The sequence below is a fragment of the Pseudomonas sp. FP2335 genome, from assembly GCF_030687535.1.
In the GTDB taxonomy this organism is placed as follows: domain Bacteria; phylum Pseudomonadota; class Gammaproteobacteria; order Pseudomonadales; family Pseudomonadaceae; genus Aquipseudomonas.
The window spans coordinates 4,861,363-4,879,636 of sequence record NZ_CP117437.1; the positions used below are offsets into that span (position 1 = coordinate 4,861,363).

18 protein-coding genes are annotated in these 18,274 nt (G+C 60.6%); 5 read left to right on the forward strand and 13 right to left on the reverse strand.

Annotation, left to right across the window (positions count from 1 at the left end; all coding sequences use genetic code 11):
- Nucleotides 1–34 precede the first annotated feature (34 nt).
- Nucleotides 35–1,744, reverse strand: a complete 1,710-nt coding sequence (recJ, locus tag PSH81_RS21850) for a single-stranded-DNA-specific exonuclease RecJ (protein WP_305391469.1) — start codon at nucleotides 1,742–1,744, stop codon at nucleotides 35–37.
- A 92-nt stretch (nucleotides 1,745–1,836) separates the two neighbouring features.
- Nucleotides 1,837–2,379, reverse strand: a complete 543-nt coding sequence (locus PSH81_RS21855) for a YaeQ family protein (RefSeq protein WP_192299515.1) — start codon at nucleotides 2,377–2,379, stop codon at nucleotides 1,837–1,839.
- Between the two features lie 148 nt (nucleotides 2,380–2,527).
- Here PSH81_RS21855 and PSH81_RS21860 point away from each other — a divergent pair, with 148 nt between their 5' ends.
- Nucleotides 2,528–3,727: a CaiB/BaiF CoA-transferase family protein gene (locus PSH81_RS21860; protein WP_226456295.1), complete on the forward strand. Its 1,200-nt coding sequence runs from the start codon at nucleotides 2,528–2,530 to the stop codon at nucleotides 3,725–3,727.
- Entirely contained in the window at nucleotides 3,727–4,611 is an 885-nt protein-coding gene (locus tag PSH81_RS21865) for a TIGR02285 family protein (protein ID WP_305391470.1), read from the forward strand. The genes PSH81_RS21860 and PSH81_RS21865 overlap by 1 nt, the downstream gene beginning before the upstream one ends.
- Before the next feature lie 170 nt (nucleotides 4,612–4,781).
- Here PSH81_RS21865 and PSH81_RS21870 read toward each other — a convergent pair whose 3' ends face one another.
- From PSH81_RS21870 to ffh, 11 genes are all read right to left on the reverse strand, one after another.
- Entirely contained in the window at nucleotides 4,782–5,066 is a 285-nt protein-coding gene (locus tag PSH81_RS21870) for a DUF3509 domain-containing protein (protein ID WP_192299518.1), read from the reverse strand.
- Between the two features lie 356 nt (nucleotides 5,067–5,422).
- A complete protein-coding gene (thrC, locus tag PSH81_RS21875) occupies nucleotides 5,423–6,832 on the reverse strand; it encodes a threonine synthase (RefSeq protein ID WP_192299519.1) in 1,410 nt (469 codons plus the stop codon).
- 67 nt (nucleotides 6,833–6,899) lie between these two features.
- Nucleotides 6,900–8,204: a homoserine dehydrogenase gene (locus PSH81_RS21880; protein WP_192299520.1), complete on the reverse strand. Its 1,305-nt coding sequence runs from the start codon at nucleotides 8,202–8,204 to the stop codon at nucleotides 6,900–6,902.
- 129 nt (nucleotides 8,205–8,333) lie between these two features.
- Nucleotides 8,334–9,065, reverse strand: a complete 732-nt coding sequence (locus tag PSH81_RS21885; protein ID WP_305391471.1) for a thioredoxin fold domain-containing protein — start codon at nucleotides 9,063–9,065, stop codon at nucleotides 8,334–8,336.
- Nucleotides 9,066–9,204: 139 nt separating this feature from the next.
- Nucleotides 9,205–10,101, reverse strand: a complete 897-nt coding sequence (xerD, locus tag PSH81_RS21890) for a site-specific tyrosine recombinase XerD (protein ID WP_192299521.1) — start codon at nucleotides 10,099–10,101, stop codon at nucleotides 9,205–9,207.
- Nucleotides 10,102–10,252: 151 nt separating this feature from the next.
- Entirely contained in the window at nucleotides 10,253–10,666 is a 414-nt protein-coding gene (locus tag PSH81_RS21895; protein WP_192299522.1) for an acyl-CoA thioesterase, read from the reverse strand.
- A gap of 82 nt (nucleotides 10,667–10,748) precedes the next feature.
- Nucleotides 10,749–11,099: a 50S ribosomal protein L19 gene (gene rplS, locus PSH81_RS21900; protein WP_003175895.1), complete on the reverse strand. Its 351-nt coding sequence runs from the start codon at nucleotides 11,097–11,099 to the stop codon at nucleotides 10,749–10,751.
- Between the two features lie 45 nt (nucleotides 11,100–11,144).
- Nucleotides 11,145–11,918: a tRNA (guanosine(37)-N1)-methyltransferase TrmD gene (trmD, locus tag PSH81_RS21905; RefSeq protein ID WP_192299523.1), complete on the reverse strand. Its 774-nt coding sequence runs from the start codon at nucleotides 11,916–11,918 to the stop codon at nucleotides 11,145–11,147.
- On the reverse strand, nucleotides 11,900–12,436 hold the full coding sequence (gene rimM / locus PSH81_RS21910; protein WP_017736776.1) for a ribosome maturation factor RimM: 537 nt from the start codon (nucleotides 12,434–12,436) through the stop codon (nucleotides 11,900–11,902). The genes trmD and rimM overlap by 19 nt, the downstream gene beginning before the upstream one ends.
- A gap of 5 nt (nucleotides 12,437–12,441) precedes the next feature.
- Complete coding sequence (rpsP, locus tag PSH81_RS21915; protein ID WP_045059142.1) at nucleotides 12,442–12,693, reverse strand: 30S ribosomal protein S16; 252 nt, start codon at nucleotides 12,691–12,693, stop codon at nucleotides 12,442–12,444.
- Between the two features lie 251 nt (nucleotides 12,694–12,944).
- Entirely contained in the window at nucleotides 12,945–14,321 is a 1,377-nt protein-coding gene (gene ffh / locus PSH81_RS21920; RefSeq protein ID WP_003175900.1) for a signal recognition particle protein, read from the reverse strand.
- Nucleotides 14,322–14,555: 234 nt separating this feature from the next.
- On the opposite strand from ffh, the gene PSH81_RS21925 reads away from it, so the two are divergent.
- The 3 genes from PSH81_RS21925 (at nucleotide 14,556) to PSH81_RS21935 (ending at nucleotide 18,185) form a co-directional block, all read left to right on the forward strand.
- A complete protein-coding gene (locus tag PSH81_RS21925) occupies nucleotides 14,556–15,368 on the forward strand; it encodes an inner membrane protein YpjD (protein ID WP_192299524.1) in 813 nt (270 codons plus the stop codon).
- Nucleotides 15,369–15,380: 12 nt separating this feature from the next.
- On the forward strand, nucleotides 15,381–16,619 hold the full coding sequence (locus PSH81_RS21930; RefSeq protein ID WP_226456297.1) for a transporter associated domain-containing protein: 1,239 nt from the start codon (nucleotides 15,381–15,383) through the stop codon (nucleotides 16,617–16,619).
- Nucleotides 16,620–16,874: 255 nt separating this feature from the next.
- The gene (locus tag PSH81_RS21935) at nucleotides 16,875–18,185 is read left to right on the forward strand and encodes an MFS transporter (RefSeq protein WP_305391472.1); all 1,311 of its coding nucleotides are present in this window, start codon (nucleotides 16,875–16,877) and stop codon (nucleotides 18,183–18,185) included.
- Nucleotides 18,186–18,274 lie beyond the last annotated feature (89 nt).

Genomic DNA, 18,274 nt, shown 5'->3' on the forward strand with positions numbered 1-18,274 from the left:
CGCTCCCACATTTGTTTCGTGGTGTGATTAAGGTCTAGCGTGGCTCGATGTGCGCAATCATCAGTTGCACCGTTTCATTGCCCCGAAACTCATTCACATCCAGCTTGTAGGCCAGCTCCACCCACTTCACCGTCGGGTTCGGCCACACCTCACGGTCCACCCCAAACGCAATGCCATCGAGCTTCACCGACCCGCATTCGCTCTTGAGCACCACCTTCAGGTGCCGCTCCCCTACCACGCGCTGTTCCACCAACTGAAACACCCCGTGAAACAACGGCTCGGGAAAGTGCTGCCCCCACGGGCCGGCGTGGCGCAAGGCGCGGGCCAGTTCCAGGTGAAACTCTTCGACCGCCAGGGTGCCATCGGACAGCAGGCGCCCGGTGAGGTCTTCTTCGCGCAGTTGCCGACGCACTTCAGCATCAAAGGCTTCGGCAAACAGTGGGAAATTTTCTTCGGGCAATGTCAGCCCCGCCGCCATGGCGTGGCCGCCGTATTTAGCGATCAGGTTGGGATGCTGGCTCGCGACCACCGCCAGCGCGTCGCGGATGTGAAAGCCTGGTACAGAGCGCCCTGAGCCCTTGAGCAAGCCATCACCGGCATCGGCGAAGGCGATGGTCGGGCGGAAGTAGCGCTCCTTCATGCGCGACGCCAGGATGCCAATCACGCCCTGGTGCCATTCCGGGTCGAACAGGCACAAACCGTACGGCATCGACTCCACCGGCAAGTCCTTGAGCTGGGCCAGGGCCTCGCGCTGCATGCCTTGTTCGATGGATTTGCGGTCCTGGTTCATGCCATCCAGTTGCGCCGCCATTTCCCGCGCGGCGGCGAAGTCGGTGGTAAGCAGGCACTCGATGCCCAGGCTCATGTCATCCAGGCGTCCGGCTGCGTTGAGGCGTGGCCCGAGGATAAAGCCCAGGTCGGTGGAGGTGATGCGCGCCGCGTCGCGCTTGGCCACTTCGAGGATCGCCTTGATCCCTGGCCGCGCACGCCCGGCGCGGATACGCTCCAGGCCCTGGTGCACCAGGATACGGTTGTTGGCGTCCAACGGCACCACGTCGGCCACGCTGCCCAGGGCCACCAGGTCGAGCAACTCGCCGATGTTCGGTTGGGGTTTGTTCTCGTACCAGCCCAGGCTGCGCAAACGCGCACGCAGGGCCATCAGCACGTAAAAGATCACCCCCACGCCGGCCAGGGCCTTGCTGGGGAACTCGCAACCTGGCTGGTTCGGGTTGACGATGGCATCCGCCGCCGGCAGCTCATCGCCCGGCAAGTGGTGGTCGGTGACCAACACTTGCAGCCCCGCCGCTTTCGCCGCCGCCACGCCTTCGACACTGGAAATGCCGTTGTCCACAGTGATCAGCAACTGCGGCTCGCGCTGCAAGGCCACGGCGACGATTTCCGGGGTCAGGCCGTAGCCGTATTCGAAGCGGTTGGGCACCAGGTAATCGACATGGGCCGCACCCAGCAAACGCAGGCCTAGGGTGCCCACGGTGCTGGCAGTGGCGCCATCGGCGTCGAAGTCGCCGACGATCAGGATGCGCTGGCGCTGTTCCAGGGCCGTCACCAGCAAATCCACCGCCGCGTCGATGCCCTTGAGCTGCTGATAGGGAATCAACCGCGCCAGGCTTTTATCCAGCTCGGCTTCGGACTGTACCCCGCGTGCGGCGTAGAGGCGGGTCAACAGCGGTGGCAGATCACCGAGAAACGGCAGGACGGCGGGAAACGGGCGGGGATCGATACGCATGGGGTGAGGAAGGCTTCTCTTCGATACAACGGTTAAACAGGAATAGTGAAAACGGCACAGGCCCTTTGTGGGAGCTGCCTGCTGCTGCAGGTTCAGCCGCGTTCGCCGACCAGCCATTGCAGCTGCACTTCGTGCTGGCCACGGTCGTCAGTCACGAACATGGTGCCTTCGCTGATCATCACGTCCCACTTGATAACGCGCGGCATGTCCTTGGCCAGGATCTCCAGGACGTCCTGCGGCACAGCTGCGATGTGCACGTTCTTCAGGTTGTTCGCCACCGGCACCACCTTGCCTTCCCACACACGCAGGCTGCCATAGGCCAGCAGGCTGGTGCGCTCGGTGCGGCGCGAGCACCAGGTCAGGCGGTCGGCATCGGGCTGGCCAACTTCGATCCAATGCAAAACCCGGTCATCCAGGCTTTTTTCCCACAGGGCTGGTTCGTCTACATCTGACAGACCACGACCGAACGACAACTGTTCGTTGTACCAGAGGGCGTAGGCCAGCAGGCGCACGGTCATGCGCTCTTCGGTTTCCGAAGGATGCCGGGCGATGGTCTGTTTGACGCTCTCGTACACCGAACGATCGAGGTCGGTGAGATTGAGTTCGAATTTGTAGGTCGTGGACGGCTGGGCCATGAACGGACTTCTAGAGACAGGGAAAGGCGGCCAGTCTAACCGATGGCGAGGCCATTCAACGAATACTGCGCTGCATCATCCTTATCCCTGGGCCGCTCGCCTATGTTAAAAGGCATCACACCACCGTCTCATGTTTGCAAGGATCCTCATGTCGTTTACCGCCAAACCACTTGCCGGGCTGAAAGTCATCGAACTGGGCACCCTGATCGCTGGCCCGTTTGCGTCACGGATCTGTGCCGAGTTCGGTGCCGAGGTGATCAAGGTCGAATCCCCGGACGGCGGCGACCCGTTGCGCAAATGGCGCAAGTTGTATGAAGGCACTTCGCTGTGGTGGTTCGTGCAGGCGCGCAACAAGCAGTCGTTGACGCTGAACCTCAAGCACCCACAGGGTTTGGCGATCCTTAAACAGTTGCTGGCCGACGCCGACATCCTTATCGAAAACTTCCGCCCCGGCGTGCTGGAGAAGCTCGGCCTGAGCTGGGAAACCTTGCATGCACTGAACCCCAAGCTGGTGATGGTGCGCCTGTCGGGGTTTGGCCAGACCGGCCCCATGAAAGACCAGCCGGGTTTTGGCGCGGTGGGCGAATCCATGGGCGGCCTGCGCTACATCACCGGCTTCGAGGACCGCCCGCCGGTGCGTACGGGGATTTCCATCGGCGACTCGATTGCCGCGCTGTGGGCGGTGATCGGCGCGTTGATGGCGCTGCGTCATCGCGAGGTGAATGGCGGGCTGGGCCAGGTGGTAGACGTGGCGCTGTATGAGGCCATCTTCGCCATGATGGAAAGCATGATCCCCGAGTTCGATGTCTTCGGATTTATCCGCGAGCGCACCGGCAACATCATGCCGGGCATTACACCGTCGTCGATCCATACCAGCGCCGATGGCAAGCACGTACAGATCGGCGCCAACGGTGATGCGATCTTCAAGCGGTTCATGCTGGCCATTGGTCGCGAAGACCTGGCCAATGATCCGCAACTGGCCAGCAATGACGGGCGCGACAGCCGCCGAGACGAGCTGTATGGCGTGATTGATCGCTGGGTCAATTCGCTTGCGCTGGATCAGGTGGTCGAAGCATTGAACAACGCCGAGGTGCCCGCCAGCCGCATCTACAGCGCCGAAGACATGCTGGGCGACCCGCAATATCTCGCCAGGGAAATGTTCCTCCAGGCCAAACTGCCCGGCGGCAAGGACTTCAAGATGCCAGGCATCGTGCCAAAACTGTCGGACACCCCAGGCAGTTGCGAATGGGTCGGGCCGCAACTGGGTGAACACAACAGCGTGGTACTCGCTGAACTGGGCTACGACGCTGCCGCCATTGTGCGTTTGCGTGAGGAAGGCGCGATCTGATGGCTCACCGGTGCAGATGCTGGTTCATCCAGTGGTGCCTCGCTTGCGCAATACTGGGTGGGCTGCCTGCAACGGCGCATGCCGAAGACACCTTGATCTGGCTGCTGCGCGACTTGCCGCCACTGACCATTTTCGAGGGGCCGGGCAAAGGCCAGGGCGCGCTGGACCAATTGTTGCCGATACTCATCGAACACTTGCCGGAGTACCGGCATCAGGTGCAGCACGTCAATCGCGCGCGTGGCATGCAGATGCTGCGCGAACCTACGTTCACCTGCGACCCGTCATTGCTGTGGACGCCAGAACGCGCCAAGTACATCGTGTTTTCCAGCCAGGCATTTGTGGTTGCCAGCAATGGCATCGCGATCCGGCACAGCCAGTTGGACGCGATGAAACCCTACATCATCGAGGGCCAGTTTGACCTGCAGGCCTTCCTCGATGCCCACAAGACACGGGTGGGCGCGATCGCGGAGCGCAGCTACGGGCCGGTCATCGATGAGCAGCTCAAGCACGCCGATCCCCACACGCTCGCCCTTCACTACGGCAACGATGCCTTGGGCAGCCTGTTGCAAATGCAGCGCCTGGGACGCCTGGAGGCGGTACTGGGTTACTGGCCGGAGATCCGCTACCACGCCCAGCAACAGGGCATTGCCACCAACGACCTGAGCTTCTATCCCATCAAGGGCACGGCACCTTACCAACACACGCACATTGCTTGCTCGGATACACCCCTGGGTCGCCAGGCCATAGCGCGAATCAATCAAGTGCTGCGTGAGATTCCATTGGAGCAGGTGCAGCAATCGTATGCGTCGTGGCTGGACCCGGTCTTGCGCGAACGTTACCTGCGTGACAACCCGAGCTTTTTCCAGGACTTCCCGGAGCAGTGACAAATCCCGGGCAAAAAGAAACCCCGAAGAGTGGGGAGACACTTCGGGGTTAAACGTGGCCTACAAAGACCAGTACAGCAAGGCACAAACACCGGAGCACAATGTTTGCTCTTGCTGTTACGAAATCTGACCGGCCATGCCGTAGGAAGTTTCCATGATTAAACAATTCTTCATGCAACGGCGGCGCTGCGGGTCTGGGCTGCGTTGCGCAAGGCTGCAATGACCGAGGGCTCCAGGCGCCCTTCGGCAATCTTGATGTCGCGCAGCAGGCAATCCACCACATCCACCAGCACACGCTTGTCCATCAATTGGGCGCGGTCGACTTCACGCTCGACCACGATGGCGCCAGCAGGGTTCTTCACGGTTACCAGGCACTCGGCCTGCACACCAGAGGTGGTCAGCGTAACCTGATAAGGGCTCAGTGCTTCTTCGAGCAATAGGCTGATACTTTCCATCTCGATCACCACTCAATAGTTCGGGAACAATCGTTTCAACGGGAGCTGCATCTATCCTAAGTGACTGTTTGTGACGTAGGAAAGTTCGCTTTATCGTCTTTATGGGGGCGTCAGGGGTGACGGATTCCAGCATGCGCTTGAAACATGACAGGCAAAAAACGGCGCACATAAATGCTTACGCAACAGGCTTTTATGCCGCTGTCGGCACCGTAAAAGTGGTCGCGCAGAAGCTATTCTCATAGCGCTCGGCCGGGCCTGCCAAAAACAAAAAACGTCGCTAACCCATGGGTATGGCTTGCCCCAATAAAAAAGCCCGTCACGAAGACGGGCTTGAGCAACCTCGCAAAGCCATTGAATCAGAGCGGCTTGCCACGATTTCCGTGCTGGCTCACAAACGTCTGCACAGCCTTCAGGTCATTGGCCAAGACTGTGCAACGCTCTTCACGTTCGAACAGGTCAGCCAAGTGCACCGGCAATTCCAGGGCCTTGCCGACACCGGCCTTCTCCACCGCTTCCGGGAATTTGACCGGATGCGCGGTGCCCAGGATCACCATCGGGATGTCCAGGCTGCGACGGCATTCGCGGGCGGCCTTCACACCAATGGCGGTGTGCGGGTCCAGCAGCTCGCCGGTCTGGGCATAGACTTCTGCGATGGTTTCGCAGGTCTGCGCGTCGTCCACGGCCAGGGAGTCGAACAGCTTGCGGGTTTCGGTCCAGCGCTCTTCATCCACACTGAAACCGCCGCCGCGCTTGAAGGTGTCCATCAAGCCGGCAATGGCCGCACCGTTGCGACCGTGCATGTCGAACAGCAGGCGTTCGAAGTTCGACGAGACCATGATGTCCATGGACGGCGACAGCGTGGCGTGCAGGGTTTCCTTGACGTACTGATTGCCGCTCATGAAGCGATGCAGGATGTCGTTTCGGTTGGTGGCGACGATCAACTGGTTGATCGGCAGGCCCATGTTGCGCGCCAGGTAGCCGGCGAAGATGTCGCCGAAGTTGCCGGTCGGCACCGAGAACGACACGGAGCGGGCCGGGCCACCCAGCTGTAGCGAGGCGTGGAAGTAATAGACGATCTGGGCCATGATCCGCGCCCAGTTGATCGAGTTCACCGCCACCAGGCGTGTGCCCTTCAGGAAGCTCTGGTCGGCGAAGCTGTTCTTGACCATTTCCTGGCAGTCATCGAAGTTGCCTTCGATGGCGATGTTATGGATGTTCTCGCCGAAGATGGTGGTCATCTGCCGACGCTGCACTTCCGACACACGCTTGTGCGGGTGCAGGATAAAGATGTCGACGTTTTCGCAGTGCTTGCAGCCTTCGATGGCCGCCGAACCGGTATCACCGGAGGTGGCGCCGATGATCACCACACGCTCGCCGCGCTTTTGCAGCACGTAGTCCAGCAGGCGACCCAGCAGTTGCAGTGCGAAGTCCTTGAACGCCAGGGTGGGGCCGTGGAACAGCTCCAGGACCCATTCGTTGCCGTTCAGTTGACGCAGAGGGGCGATAGCGTTGTGGGAAAACACGCCGTACGTCTCTTCCAGAATCTTCTTGAAATCCGCGTCCGGAATGCTGCCGGTGACGAACGGGCGCATCACCCGGAACGCCAGCTCGTGGTACGGCAGGCCGGCCCACGAGGCGATTTCTTCCTGGGTGAAGCGTGGCAGGTTTTCCGGCACGTACAGGCCGCCGTCGGTGGCAAGGCCTGCCAGCAGGACATCTTCGAAATTCAGGGCCGGTGCCTGGCCGCGGGTGCTGATGTAACGCATGACTGGCTCCTCTAAAACATTCTCGAACAGAGGCCGCCGCACGTACGGGGCCCCTGGAACAAATCGGTTAGTTCAAGTGTTCGACGCGGATGCGCACCACCGGGCCGACCACGCCTTGCAGGGCTTCCAGGGCGGTGATGGCATCGTTGATGTGCTGCTCGAGCACGCGGTGGGTCAGCAGGATCATCGGCACCTGGCCGTTTTGCTCCTCGACTTCCTTCTGCATGATCGACTCTATATTGATACCGCGCTCCGACAGGATGCTCGCGACCTGAGCCAGTACGCCCGGGTGATCCTGGGCCTGGATACGCAGGTAGTAGGCGCTTTCGCAGGCTTCGATCGGCAGGATCGGGTGAGCCGACAGCGAATCCGGCTGGAAGGCCAGGTGCGGTACGCGGTTTTCCGGGTCGCTGGTCATGGCACGCACCACGTCCACCAGGTCGGCGATCACCGACGAAGCGGTTGGCTCCATACCGGCACCGGCGCCGTAGAACAGCGTGGAGCCGGCGGCGTCACCGTTGACCATCACGGCGTTCATCACGCCATTGACGTTGGCGATCAGGCGGTCCGCCGGGATCAGCGTCGGGTGCACACGCAGCTCGATACCGGCCGGGGTGCTGCGCGCAACGCCCAGGTGCTTGATGCGGTAGCCCAGGGCTTCGGCGTAGTTCACATCCGCGGTGGTCAGTTTGGTGATGCCTTCGGTGTAGGCCTTGTCGAACTGCAGCGGGATACCAAAGGCGATGGACGCCAGGATGGTCAGCTTGTGCGCGGCGTCGATGCCTTCCACGTCGAAGGTCGGGTCGGCTTCGGCGTAACCCAGGGCCTGGGCTTCGGCCAGCACGTCTTCGAAGGTGCGGCCCTTCTCGCGCATTTCGGTGAGGATGAAGTTACCGGTGCCGTTGATGATGCCGGCCACCCAGTTGATACGGTTGGCGGACAGGCCTTCCCGGATCGCCTTGATCACCGGGATACCACCGGCCACCGCGGCTTCGAACGCCACGATCACGCCCTTCTCGCGCGCCTTGGCGAAGATCTCGTTGCCGTGCACGGCGATCAGCGCCTTGTTGGCGGTGACCACGTGCTTGCCGTTCTCGATGGCCTTGAGCACCAGCTCGCGGGCCACGGTGTAGCCGCCGACCAGCTCAATGACGATATCGATCTCAGGGTTGGTGGCAACGGCGAAGACATCGTTGGTAATCGCAATACCGGTCGTTTCGAACTGAGGCTTTGGCGAACGCGTGGCAATTTGCGCCACTTCAATCCCGCGACCTGCACGGCGGGAAATTTCTTCAGCATTACGCTGAAGTACGTTGAAGGTGCCGCCACCGACGGTCCCTAACCCACAGATGCCTACTTTGACCGGTTTCACTGAAGAACTCCCCATGAAACGGCCGACGCTAGGTCGGCCGTGGAAAACAGCCGCACGACTGCGGCTTGCAATTAACGACTCGCCGACGTGTCAGCGCGCCTTGATCGTCGACGTTTCGACGATACTGATTTATTTGGCACCGAGCGCCAGTTTGGCAACTTGTGGTGCTGGCTGGTAGCCCGGAATCACTTGGCCGTCGGCCAAAACGATGGCCGGCGTACCGTTCACACCGATGGACTGGCCCAAGGCGAATTGCTTGGAAACCGGATTGGCGCATTTGGCCGCCTTGATTTCCTTGCCGTCGACCATCTTGTCCATGGCCGCTTTCTTGTCGGCCGAGCACCACACCGCTTGCAACTGCTCGTCACCCGGCGAACCCAGGCCCTGGCGCGGGAACGCTACGTAGCGTACTTCCACGCCGAGCTTGTTCAGCGCAGGCAGTTCGGCGTGCAGCTTGTGGCAATACGGGCAGGTAGTGTCGGTGAACACGGTGATATGGGTCTTGGTCTCGCCGATAGCCGGGTACACCACAGTCTCGGCCACCGGAATGCCATTGATCAGCTTGGAAACACCCAGGCGTTCGGCTTTTTCAGTCAGGTTGACCGGCTTGCCATCCTTCAACTGGAACAGGTAGCCCTGGACGATGTACTGGCCGTCGGCGCTGGCGTACAGCACGCGGCTGCCCTTGAGCTTGACTTCATACAGGCCGGCCATCGGGCTGGCGCTGATGCTTTCGATCGGGGTATCGAGCTGCAGGTTGGCCAGGCTCTTGCGGATGGTCTGCTCGGCAGCGTCATCGGCGAAGGCAAAGGTGGAAACCAACGCAATGGCTGCGGCGGCAATAATCTGGGTCAAGCGCATGGGAACTCCTGAAGGCAGATGCAGGGACGGGAAGTAACACTGCTTGGCAACACAGGTCTGGGTCGTCCCCTTTGCTAACCGGCAAAGCCTACCACAGTTGGGCCGCAGGGCAGCCCGTGGCCGGATAAATTGGACGTTTTCAGCCTCGCGGGTGGTGCTTGGCGTGCATATCCTGCAAACGTGCGCGTGCCACATGGGTGTAGATCTGGGTGGTGGATAAGTCGCTGTGGCCGAGCAGCATCTGGACCACACGCAAATCCGCCCCGTGGTTGAGCAAATGCGTGGCGAATGCATGGCGCAACGTGTGGGGCGACAGCGTCTTGCCGATCCCGGCAACCCTGGCCTGGTGCTTGATGCGGTGCCAGAAGGTCTGGCGGGTCATCTGCTCGCCACGCAGGCTGGGGAACAGCACATCGCTGGGGCGCCCGCCGAGCAGCTCGCCGCGGGCATCGCGCATATAGCGCTCGACCCACACAATCGCCTCCTCGCCCATCGGCACCAGCCGCTCCTTGCTGCCCTTGCCCATCACCCGCAACACGCCCTGGCGCAGGTTCACTTGCTCCAGGGTCAGGCTGATCAGCTCAGTCACCCGCAGGCCGCAGGCGTACAGCACTTCGAGCATGGCGCGGTCGCGCTGGCCGATGGCTTCACTCAGGTCCGGGGCGGCGAGCAAGGCCTCCACGTCAGCTTCCGACAGGGATTTGGGCAATGGCCTGCCAAGTTGGGGCATATCGACTTGCAGGGTGGGGTCGAGGGCGATCAGCTTTTCCCGCAGCAGATAGCGATAAAAACCACGCACACCAGAGAGGAATCGCGCAGTGGAACGTGGCTTGTAGTTCTGTTCCAGGCGCCAGGCCAGGTGGTCGAGGATCAGCTCGCGGCCGGCGTTGAGCAGTTCGAGATTTTTTTCCTGTAGCCAGCCATTGAACAGGGCCAGGTCGCTGCGGTAAGCCTGGCGGGTGTTGTCCGACAGGCCTTTTTCCAACCAAAGGGCATCGAGGAAGCGGTCGATCAAGGGGTGGTCAATGGCGGGCATGGGGGCTCAGGTGGATTACTGGAGTGTCTGTCAGATCCTATCGCAGGCAAGCCAGCTCCCACAGGGTTTTGTGTTGGGCCACTGATTTGCATCCAACACCGATCAAATGTGGGAGCAGGCTTGCCTGCGCAGGCCGCGACGCGGTTCCAGATCAGTCTACAAACCCAGGCAGCACTGGCACTGGTCGCTTATCGGCATCAATGGCCACAAAACTGAACACACCCTGGATCGCCTTTTCGCGACCATCAGCACTCATGCTCTCGACGAACACTTCCACCTCGACCTTGAGGCTGGTGTTACCGACTTTGATCACGCGACCGATCAACTCAACGATGGAACCCGCCGGGATCGCGTGGTTGAAGTCGATACGGTCGGTGGAGACCGTGACCAGTGGGAGACGGCAGAAACGGGTGGCCGTGATGAACGACACTTCATCCATCCACGCCAAGGCGGTGCCACCGAACAACGTATTGTGGTGATTGGTGGTCGGCGGGAACACGGCCTTGGTCACATGGGTGACGGACAGGTCGGTGCGGCGCTGGATTTCTTCAAGGCGGGAGGTCATGGACAAATACCGGCAAATAGACAAATTTCAGGCACAAAAAAGCAGCCCGTAGGCTGCTTTTTTCTGCATCGGGAAGCTGGACTTAAGCCAGTTTTTCCTTGATGCGAGCTGCTTTACCGGACAGGTCACGCAGGTAGTACAGCTTGGCTTTACGTACGTCACCGCGACGCTTGACGGCCATGCTGTCGATTTGCGGGCTGTAGGTCTGGAAAGTACGCTCTACGCCAACACCGTTGGAGATTTTACGAACAGTGAAAGCACTGTTCACACCACGGTTACGCTTGGCGATTACCACGCCTTCGAACGCTTGCAGACGCGAACGGTCGCCTTCCTTCACTTTCACCTGAACGACAATGGTGTCGCCCGGGGCAAAGGTAGGGATCTCTTTGGTCATCTGCTCTGCTTCGAGTGCAAGGATGATTTTGTTAGTCATGCTGTGCTCCTAAGGTAAGTCAATGGACCTACCATCGATACGTTGTTAACTATCGTCCCGCGCGAGGATGTATTCCTCGAGCAGCTTCTTCTCTTCTCCAGAAAGCGAGCGGCTTTCCAGAAGATCGGCGCGTCGTTCATAGGTCCGACCAAGGGACTGCTGTAAACGCCAACGCCGGATGTGTGCGTGATTGCCACTTAGCAATACGTCGGGAACACGCTGATCCGCATACACCTCCGGTCGGGTGTAGTGCGGGCAATCCAGCAAACCATCCGTGAAGGAATCTTCCTCCGCGGAGTCCGCATGCCCTAAAGCTCCAGGCAGCAGTCGTGTAACCGCATCTATCAGGACCATCGCCGGCAGCTCGCCGCCAGACAGGACATAGTCCCCAATCGACCACTCTTCATCGACATGAGCCTCTATAAAGCGCTCGTCAATGCCTTCATAGCGACCGGCAATCAGGATCAGTGCTTCCTCATTCGCCATGTCGCGTACCGCAGCCTGTTTCAGCTGACGGCCTTGAGGGGACAGGTAAATCACCTTCGCCTTCTCCCCCGCTGCAGCCTTGGCCTGGGCCAATGCGTCTTCCAGGGGCTTGATCTTCATCACCATGCCCGGGCCACCGCCAAATGGGCGATCGTCCACAGTGTGATGTCGATCCGTCGTGTAGTCTCGCGGGTTCCAACAGGTGAGCTGCAACAGCCCCTGTTTCACCGCCCGACTGGTGATGCCGTACTCGCTGATGGCGGAAAACATCTCGGGAAACAAACTGATCACTTCAATGCGCAGATTAGCCACGCTTAGAAGTCCGCATCCCATTCCACCTTCATCTCGCCCGCTGCCAGGTCGACGGCCAGCACGCATTGCTCGGTATACGGCAACAGGCGTTCGCGATCATCCAGGCTGCCAGCGCAAGGCTTGACCACCATTACATCATTGGCGCCGGTTTCCAGAAGATGATCGATTTTCCCGAGCAATTGCCCGAGTTGATCAACAACCTTCAGACCTTCCAGCTGGTACCAGTAGTACTCGCCGTCGGTCAATTCAGGGAACAGGTTACGCGGCACGCAGATCTCATAACCGGCCAGAAGACGAGCTTCTTCACGATCATCAAGACCCTTGAGCTTTGCGACCAGGAACTTGTCGCTCCCGCGTCCACTGACCAGCTCGACCTGTTTCACACTACCTTCGCGCTTGAGCGTCCAGGTTTTGTACTGCAACAGGTTTTCAGTCGGATCAGTAAAGGAATACACCTTCACTTCGCCGCGAACGCCATGAACAGAGTAAATCTTGCCGATAACGATCAAATCATCAGCAACAGCTGGCGTCGCGTTCATATTGCTCAGGCTGCGGCCTTAGCCGAGTCCTTCAGCAGCTGAGCAACACGCTCAGATGGTTGTGCACCAACGCTCAGCCAGTAGGCTACGCGCTCTTGGTTCACGGACAGACGGACTTCTTGACCACGAGCAACCGGGTTGAAGAAGCCAACTTGTTCCTTGTGAGAGCCGTCACGTGGGTTGCGGCTGTCAGTTACGGTCAAGTGGTAAAACGGGCGCTTTTTGGAGCCGCCAAGGGCAAGACGGATTGTTAGCATGTGAACATCGTTCCTGTAGTCGGTGCTGCAAATCTAAATGCACAGCGGGCATAGGTGCCCGAAAGGCCGCATATTCTAAGGAATATCCGGACTTTTGCAAATGTCTTTTTCTGGCGCCTATAGGCGTGCCATTCAGATCTGCTATAGAGCCGTCGATTAAAACGGCGAGTCAGCCCCCGCCAACGGCGGGTTTGCTGGAGATCCCACATCCCTGTGGGTCGGAGCAGGAGCCAGGCTCCCGCTCGAATTCTTTACATTTTCGGCATGCCGCCACCGGGCAACATACCGCCCATGCCGCGCATCATCTTGGCCATACCGCCCTTGGCGGAGAATTTCTTCATCATCTTCTGCATCTGCTTGTGCTGCTTGATCAAGCGACCGATGTCCTGCACCTGGGTGCCGGAACCCATGGCGATCCGACGCTTGCGCGAACCGCTGATCAGCTCAGGGTCGCGGCGCTCGGCCGGGGTCATGGAGTTGATGATGGCTTCCATCTGCTTGAACTGCTTCTCTGCCGCGCCCTGGGCATTACCCATTTGCGCCAGGTTCACACCGCCGATGTTTGGCAGCTTGTCCATCAGGCCGCCGAGGCCGCCCATGTTCTTCATTTGTTGCAGCTGGTCGCGGAAGTCTTCGAGGTCGAAGCCCTTGCCCTTCTTCAGCTTCTTGGCCAGTTTGTCGGCCTTGTCCTTGTCGAGCGTGGCCTCGGCCTGTTCGATCAGGCTGAGCACGTCGCCCATGCCGAGGATACGCGAAGCGATACGCTCCGGATGGAACGGTTCGAGCGCCTCGCTCTTCTCGCCCATACCGATAAACTTGATCGGCTTGCCAGTAATGGCACGCACCGACAGCGCGGCACCGCCACGGGCGTCGCCGTCGACCTTGGTCAGGATCACGCCGGTCAGCGGCAGTGCGTCACCGAAGGCCTTGGCGGTGTTGGCCGCATCCTGGCCGGTCATGGCGTCGACCACGAACAGCGTCTCGACCGGGTTGATCGCAGCGTGCAACGCCTTGATCTCGCCCATCATCTCTTCGTCGATGTGCAAGCGACCGGCGGTATCGACGATGACCACGTCGATGAATTTCAGCCTGGCTTCTTTAATGGCCGCGTTGGCGATGTCGACCGGCTTCTGGCTCAGGTCGGACGGGAAGAAGGTCACGCCCACTTCGCCCGCAAGCATTTCCAGCTGCTTGATCGCCGCCGGACGGTATACGTCGGCCGACACGACCATCACGGACTTCTTCTTGCGCTCTTTAAGGAAACGCGCCAGCTTGCCGGCAGTGGTGGTCTTACCCGCACCTTGCAGGCCCGCCATCAGCACGACAGCCGGTGGCACGGCGCTGAGGTTCAGGTCTTCGTTGGCCGCGCCCATCAGGCTTTCGAGTTCAGCCTGGACGATTTTTACAAACGCCTGGCCCGGAGTCAGGCTGCGGGACACTTCAGTGCCGACCGCGCGCTCCTTGACCGAGTTGACGAAGTCCTTGACCACAGGCAACGCCACGTCGGCTTCCAGCAACGCCATGCGCACTTCGCGCAGGGTGTCTTTAATATTGTCCTCGGTCAGCTTGGCCTTGCCGGTTACGTGGCGCAGCGTCTGCGAGAGACGGTCAGTCAAGTTTTCAAACATGCGCGATCCTTTCAGGCCCTATTCAGCGAAGTGCATTGGTAGACCGAGGTCATGGCGGCCCAGGCTGTGATAAATCGCTATTAAAAACAGCGCTTGGCGAGCCTGCGGCGTGGGCAGGTCGCGGATTATAGCGAAGACTGTCGCCGTGCACACCCGCTGTCTGGCCTGAGAGTCTTTCGTGTTACGCGGGGGTATGCCAAACTCAGCGGCTTTCGGGCTTGCCTAACAGGATTTATGCTCCCTTTGTCACCCAGTTTGCTATCCAGCCTCGCCGCCGCCGTGTTGTATGCCGCTGCGACTCTCTATCAGGGCACTCGTCTGGCCCAAGGCACCAAGGCGGACAAACGCCTGCTGGTCGGCCTTGGCGTCCTTGCCCTGCTGGCTCACGCTGCCAGCCTGTTTACCCACCTGATGACGCCAGTCGGCCTGGGCCTGGATTTTTTCAGTGCCGCCAGCCTGATCGCTGCCGCCGTGATCGCCTTGACGCTGATCGCCTGCTCGCGCATCCCGGTGGAAAACCTGCTGGTCCTGCTATTCCCCCTCGGCTTGCTGACGGTGCTGCTGGCGCAATTCGCCCCGACCGGCACCGTACCGGTGATCGATGAGGAGCCGGGCATCCTCGCGCATATCCTGCTGTCGATCCTGGCCTACGGCATGTTCACCATCGCGGTGTTCCAGGCCCTGCTCCTGCTGCTGCAGGACCACCAGCTCAAGCACAAGCATCCGTCCGGGCTGATCAAGAACTTCCCGCCGCTGCAAACCATGGAAAGCCTGCTGTTCGGTTTCCTGTGGGCCGGCTGGACGCTGCTGTCGATGTCGCTGATCTCTGGCTGGCTGTTCTTCGAAAACCTGTTCGCCCAGCACCTGGTGCACAAAACCCTGTTGGCGTGCCTGGCCTGGGTGGTGTTCAGCGTGCTGCTGTGGGGCCGCAACCGTCTCGGCTGGCGTGGGCACAAGGCGATCCGCTGGACCCTGGCCGGTTTCTGCCTGCTGATGCTGGCCTATTTCGGCAGCAAGCTGGTTCGTGAATACATCCTGCATATCTGACGGACCGCGATCATGGACAACTTGCCCCTGGGGCCGATGCTCGCGGTAGTCGCCTTGCTGGTGTTATGGGCGGCACTGTTTACCGCTATAGAGGCCGCGCAACAGCACCTGCTGGCACTGCGCCCGGGCACTCGCCAGGGCGACAAGGCGGCCGCCCGCCTGAACTTTCCGCGCAATAGCCTGATCCTGTGCAACAGCCTGTGTCGTGCCGCAGTGGTGATCCTCTGCACGCTGCTGGCGATCTATGCCTGGGCGCAGAACGGTCCATGGCTGGGCTGGCTGATCTCCTGTGCACTCCTGCTGGTCCTCGCCGACTACCTACCCCGCGCCCTCGCCACCCGCTACCCGCAGGCGGTGCTCGGCTTTGGCAACACGCTGCTGGGCGTACCGCTGAAAATCCTCTATCCCCTGGCCTGGCTGCTCAACGGCATCAGCCTCTTGTTGCTGCGCCCGTTCGCCCGCAAGACCGGCGTGGTGAAAAAGAGCGACGAGCCACTGCCTGATCACGACGACGAACCCGAGCCCCAGGCCGACACAGACCGTCCCCCTGGCATGCCCGGCATCCACGCCCTCGACAACATCACGGTCAATGACATCCTGGTACCGCGCAGCGAAGTGGACGGCATCAACCTCGATGACCCGATCGAAGCGATCATCGAGCAACTGCGCAGCTCCCAACACACACGCCTGCCGGTATTCCACAGCGACATCAACCAAGTGGAAGCGGTGCTCAACACCCGCCAGATCCAGCACCTGCTGCCCGACGCCAGCCTGACCAAAGAAGCGTTGCTCGCCGCCTGCCACGAGCCCTACTTCGTCCCGGAGAGCACACCGCTGCAACTGCAACTGCTGAATTTCCACAAGCAGCAACGGCGCCTGGGCATGGTGGTGGACGAATACGGCGAAGTGCTGGGCATCGTGACCCTGGAAGACATCCTCGAAGAGATCGTCGGCGAATTCGAAAGCGAGCAGAGCGCGGACAACCCGCATATCGAGGCGCAACCGGACGGTCGCTATATCATCGATGGCGCCGCCTCGATCCGCGAGCTGAACAAGAGCCTGAACTGGCACCTGCCCAGCGACGGGCCCAAAACCCTCAATGGCTTGGTCACTGAAGCGCTGGAAACCATCCCCGATTGCGCGGTGTGCCTGAAGATCGGCCGCTATCGCCTGGAGATCCTCGAGACCGAGGACAACCGGGTGAGCAAGGTGCTGATCTGGCACACCAATCGCGTGCCGGTCGCCGCCTGACTATCTGACACATTTGGTTTGTGGTGCATCAGTCCCTCTTGTTGTATCTCCAAAGCCCTTCCTATAATCCCTGCGGCCTACCAGAGCCCCACCCGTCCGCGTGCTACCCGCACTCCAAGCGGACAGGCGCCGCATTACCGTGTCTGACCGGTGTCCGCCCCCATCCCGAGCGGCCCCGCACACAACCCTGATCCATGGGTGTTCGACCAATAATAATCCGCGTCCAAACGCGCACTGACTGCCAGGGATACCTTCATGAGCACCACCTATAACGAAGCGGCGACCGCTGCACCGACCAACTCGACCGCGCGGGTTGCCACGGCGAGCATCGTTGGCACCGCCATCGAGTTCTACGACTTCTATATCTACGCCACTGCCGCTGCACTGGTGATTGGCCCGGTGTTCTTCCCGCAGACCTCCGGCACCGCGCAGATGCTGGCGTCGTTCCTGACCTTCGGTATCGCCTTCATCGCCCGCCCGCTGGGTTCGGCGTTGTTCGGCCACTTCGGAGACCGTATCGGGCGCAAATCCACACTGGTGGCCTCGCTGCTGCTGATGGGCGTGTGCACCACGTTGATCGGCTTGCTGCCGGGGTATGACAGCATCGGCGCCTGGGCCCCCATCCTGCTGTGCGTGCTGCGTTTCGGCCAGGGCCTTGGCCTGGGCGGGGAATGGGGCGGCGCAGCCTTGCTGGCGACCGAGAACGCACCGAAAGGCAAACGTGCCTGGTTCGGCATGTTCCCGCAATTGGGCCCGTCGATCGGCTTCCTGGCGGCCAACGGCTTGTTCCTGATCCTGGCCATGAGCCTGAGCGACGAGCAGTTCCGCAGTTGGGGCTGGCGTATCCCGTTCATCCTCAGCGCTGCGCTGGTGATGGTTGGCCTGTATGCGCGCCTCAAACTGCACGAGACCCCGGTGTTCGCCAATGCCGTGGCCAAAGAAGCGCCAGTCAAAGTGCCGTTGGTGGAGCTGTTCAGCCAGCATTGGCTGCCAGTACTGTTGGGCGCCGCATCGATGGTGGTGTGTTATGCGCTGTTCTACATCACCACGGCGTTTTCCCTGAGCTACGGCGTGTCCACCCTAGGCTACAGCCGCGAGACGTTCCTCGGCTTGCTGTGCTTCGCGGTGCTGTTCATGGGGCTGGCGACGCCACTGGCGGCCTTGGCCAGTGATCACTACGGGCGCAAGCCGGTGCTGATCGTCGGCGCAATCCTGGCGATCCTGTCGGGTTTCACCATGGAACCACTGCTGACCCACGGTTCGACTTGGGCCGTGGCGCTGTTCCTGGCGCTGGAGCTGTTCCTGATGGGCGTGACCTTTGCGCCGATGGGCGCGATGCTGCCGGAACTGTTCCCGACCCGCGTGCGTTATACCGGCGCTTCGGCGGCCTATAACCTGGGTGGGATTGTGGGAGCCTCGGCGGCGCCGTTCTTCGCGACCAAGCTGGTGGCGATGGGCGGGTTGAGTTATGTCGGTGGGTATGTGTCGGCGGCAGCGTTGCTTAGCTTGATTGCGGTGCTGTGCCTGAAAGAGACGCGGGATAATGATTTGAATCTCGTTGCCTGATAGATCGCTTTCGCGAGCAAGCCCGCTCCCACATTCAATCGCATTCCTACAGGTAAATGCGGTCGAGTGTGGGAGCGGGCTTGCTCGCG

Coding starts and splice junctions, on each gene's coding strand:
- PSH81_RS21870 (WP_192299518.1), bottom strand. CDS start 5,066: ATGGAAAGTATCAGCCTATTGCTCGAAGAAGCACTGAGCCCTTATCAG.
- PSH81_RS21925 (WP_192299524.1), top strand. CDS start 14,556: ATGCTCCCTTTGTCACCCAGTTTGCTATCCAGCCTCGCCGCCGCCGTG.
- recJ (WP_305391469.1), bottom strand. CDS start 1,744: ATGCGTATCGATCCCCGCCCGTTTCCCGCCGTCCTGCCGTTTCTCGGT.
- rimM (WP_017736776.1), bottom strand. CDS start 12,436: ATGAACGCGACGCCAGCTGTTGCTGATGATTTGATCGTTATCGGCAAG.
- rpsP (WP_045059142.1), bottom strand. CDS start 12,693: ATGCTAACAATCCGTCTTGCCCTTGGCGGCTCCAAAAAGCGCCCGTTT.
- PSH81_RS21860 (WP_226456295.1), top strand. CDS start 2,528: ATGTCGTTTACCGCCAAACCACTTGCCGGGCTGAAAGTCATCGAACTG.
- ffh (WP_003175900.1), bottom strand. CDS start 14,321: ATGTTTGAAAACTTGACTGACCGTCTCTCGCAGACGCTGCGCCACGTA.
- PSH81_RS21885 (WP_305391471.1), bottom strand. CDS start 9,065: ATGCGCTTGACCCAGATTATTGCCGCCGCAGCCATTGCGTTGGTTTCC.
- rplS (WP_003175895.1), bottom strand. CDS start 11,099: ATGACTAACAAAATCATCCTTGCACTCGAAGCAGAGCAGATGACCAAA.
- PSH81_RS21935 (WP_305391472.1), top strand. CDS start 16,875: ATGAGCACCACCTATAACGAAGCGGCGACCGCTGCACCGACCAACTCG.
- xerD (WP_192299521.1), bottom strand. CDS start 10,101: ATGCCCGCCATTGACCACCCCTTGATCGACCGCTTCCTCGATGCCCTT.
- thrC (WP_192299519.1), bottom strand. CDS start 6,832: ATGCGTTACATCAGCACCCGCGGCCAGGCACCGGCCCTGAATTTCGAA.
- PSH81_RS21855 (WP_192299515.1), bottom strand. CDS start 2,379: ATGGCCCAGCCGTCCACGACCTACAAATTCGAACTCAATCTCACCGAC.
- trmD (WP_192299523.1), bottom strand. CDS start 11,918: ATGGGATGCGGACTTCTAAGCGTGGCTAATCTGCGCATTGAAGTGATC.
- PSH81_RS21865 (WP_305391470.1), top strand. CDS start 3,727: ATGGCTCACCGGTGCAGATGCTGGTTCATCCAGTGGTGCCTCGCTTGC.
- PSH81_RS21895 (WP_192299522.1), bottom strand. CDS start 10,666: ATGACCTCCCGCCTTGAAGAAATCCAGCGCCGCACCGACCTGTCCGTC.
- PSH81_RS21930 (WP_226456297.1), top strand. CDS start 15,381: ATGGACAACTTGCCCCTGGGGCCGATGCTCGCGGTAGTCGCCTTGCTG.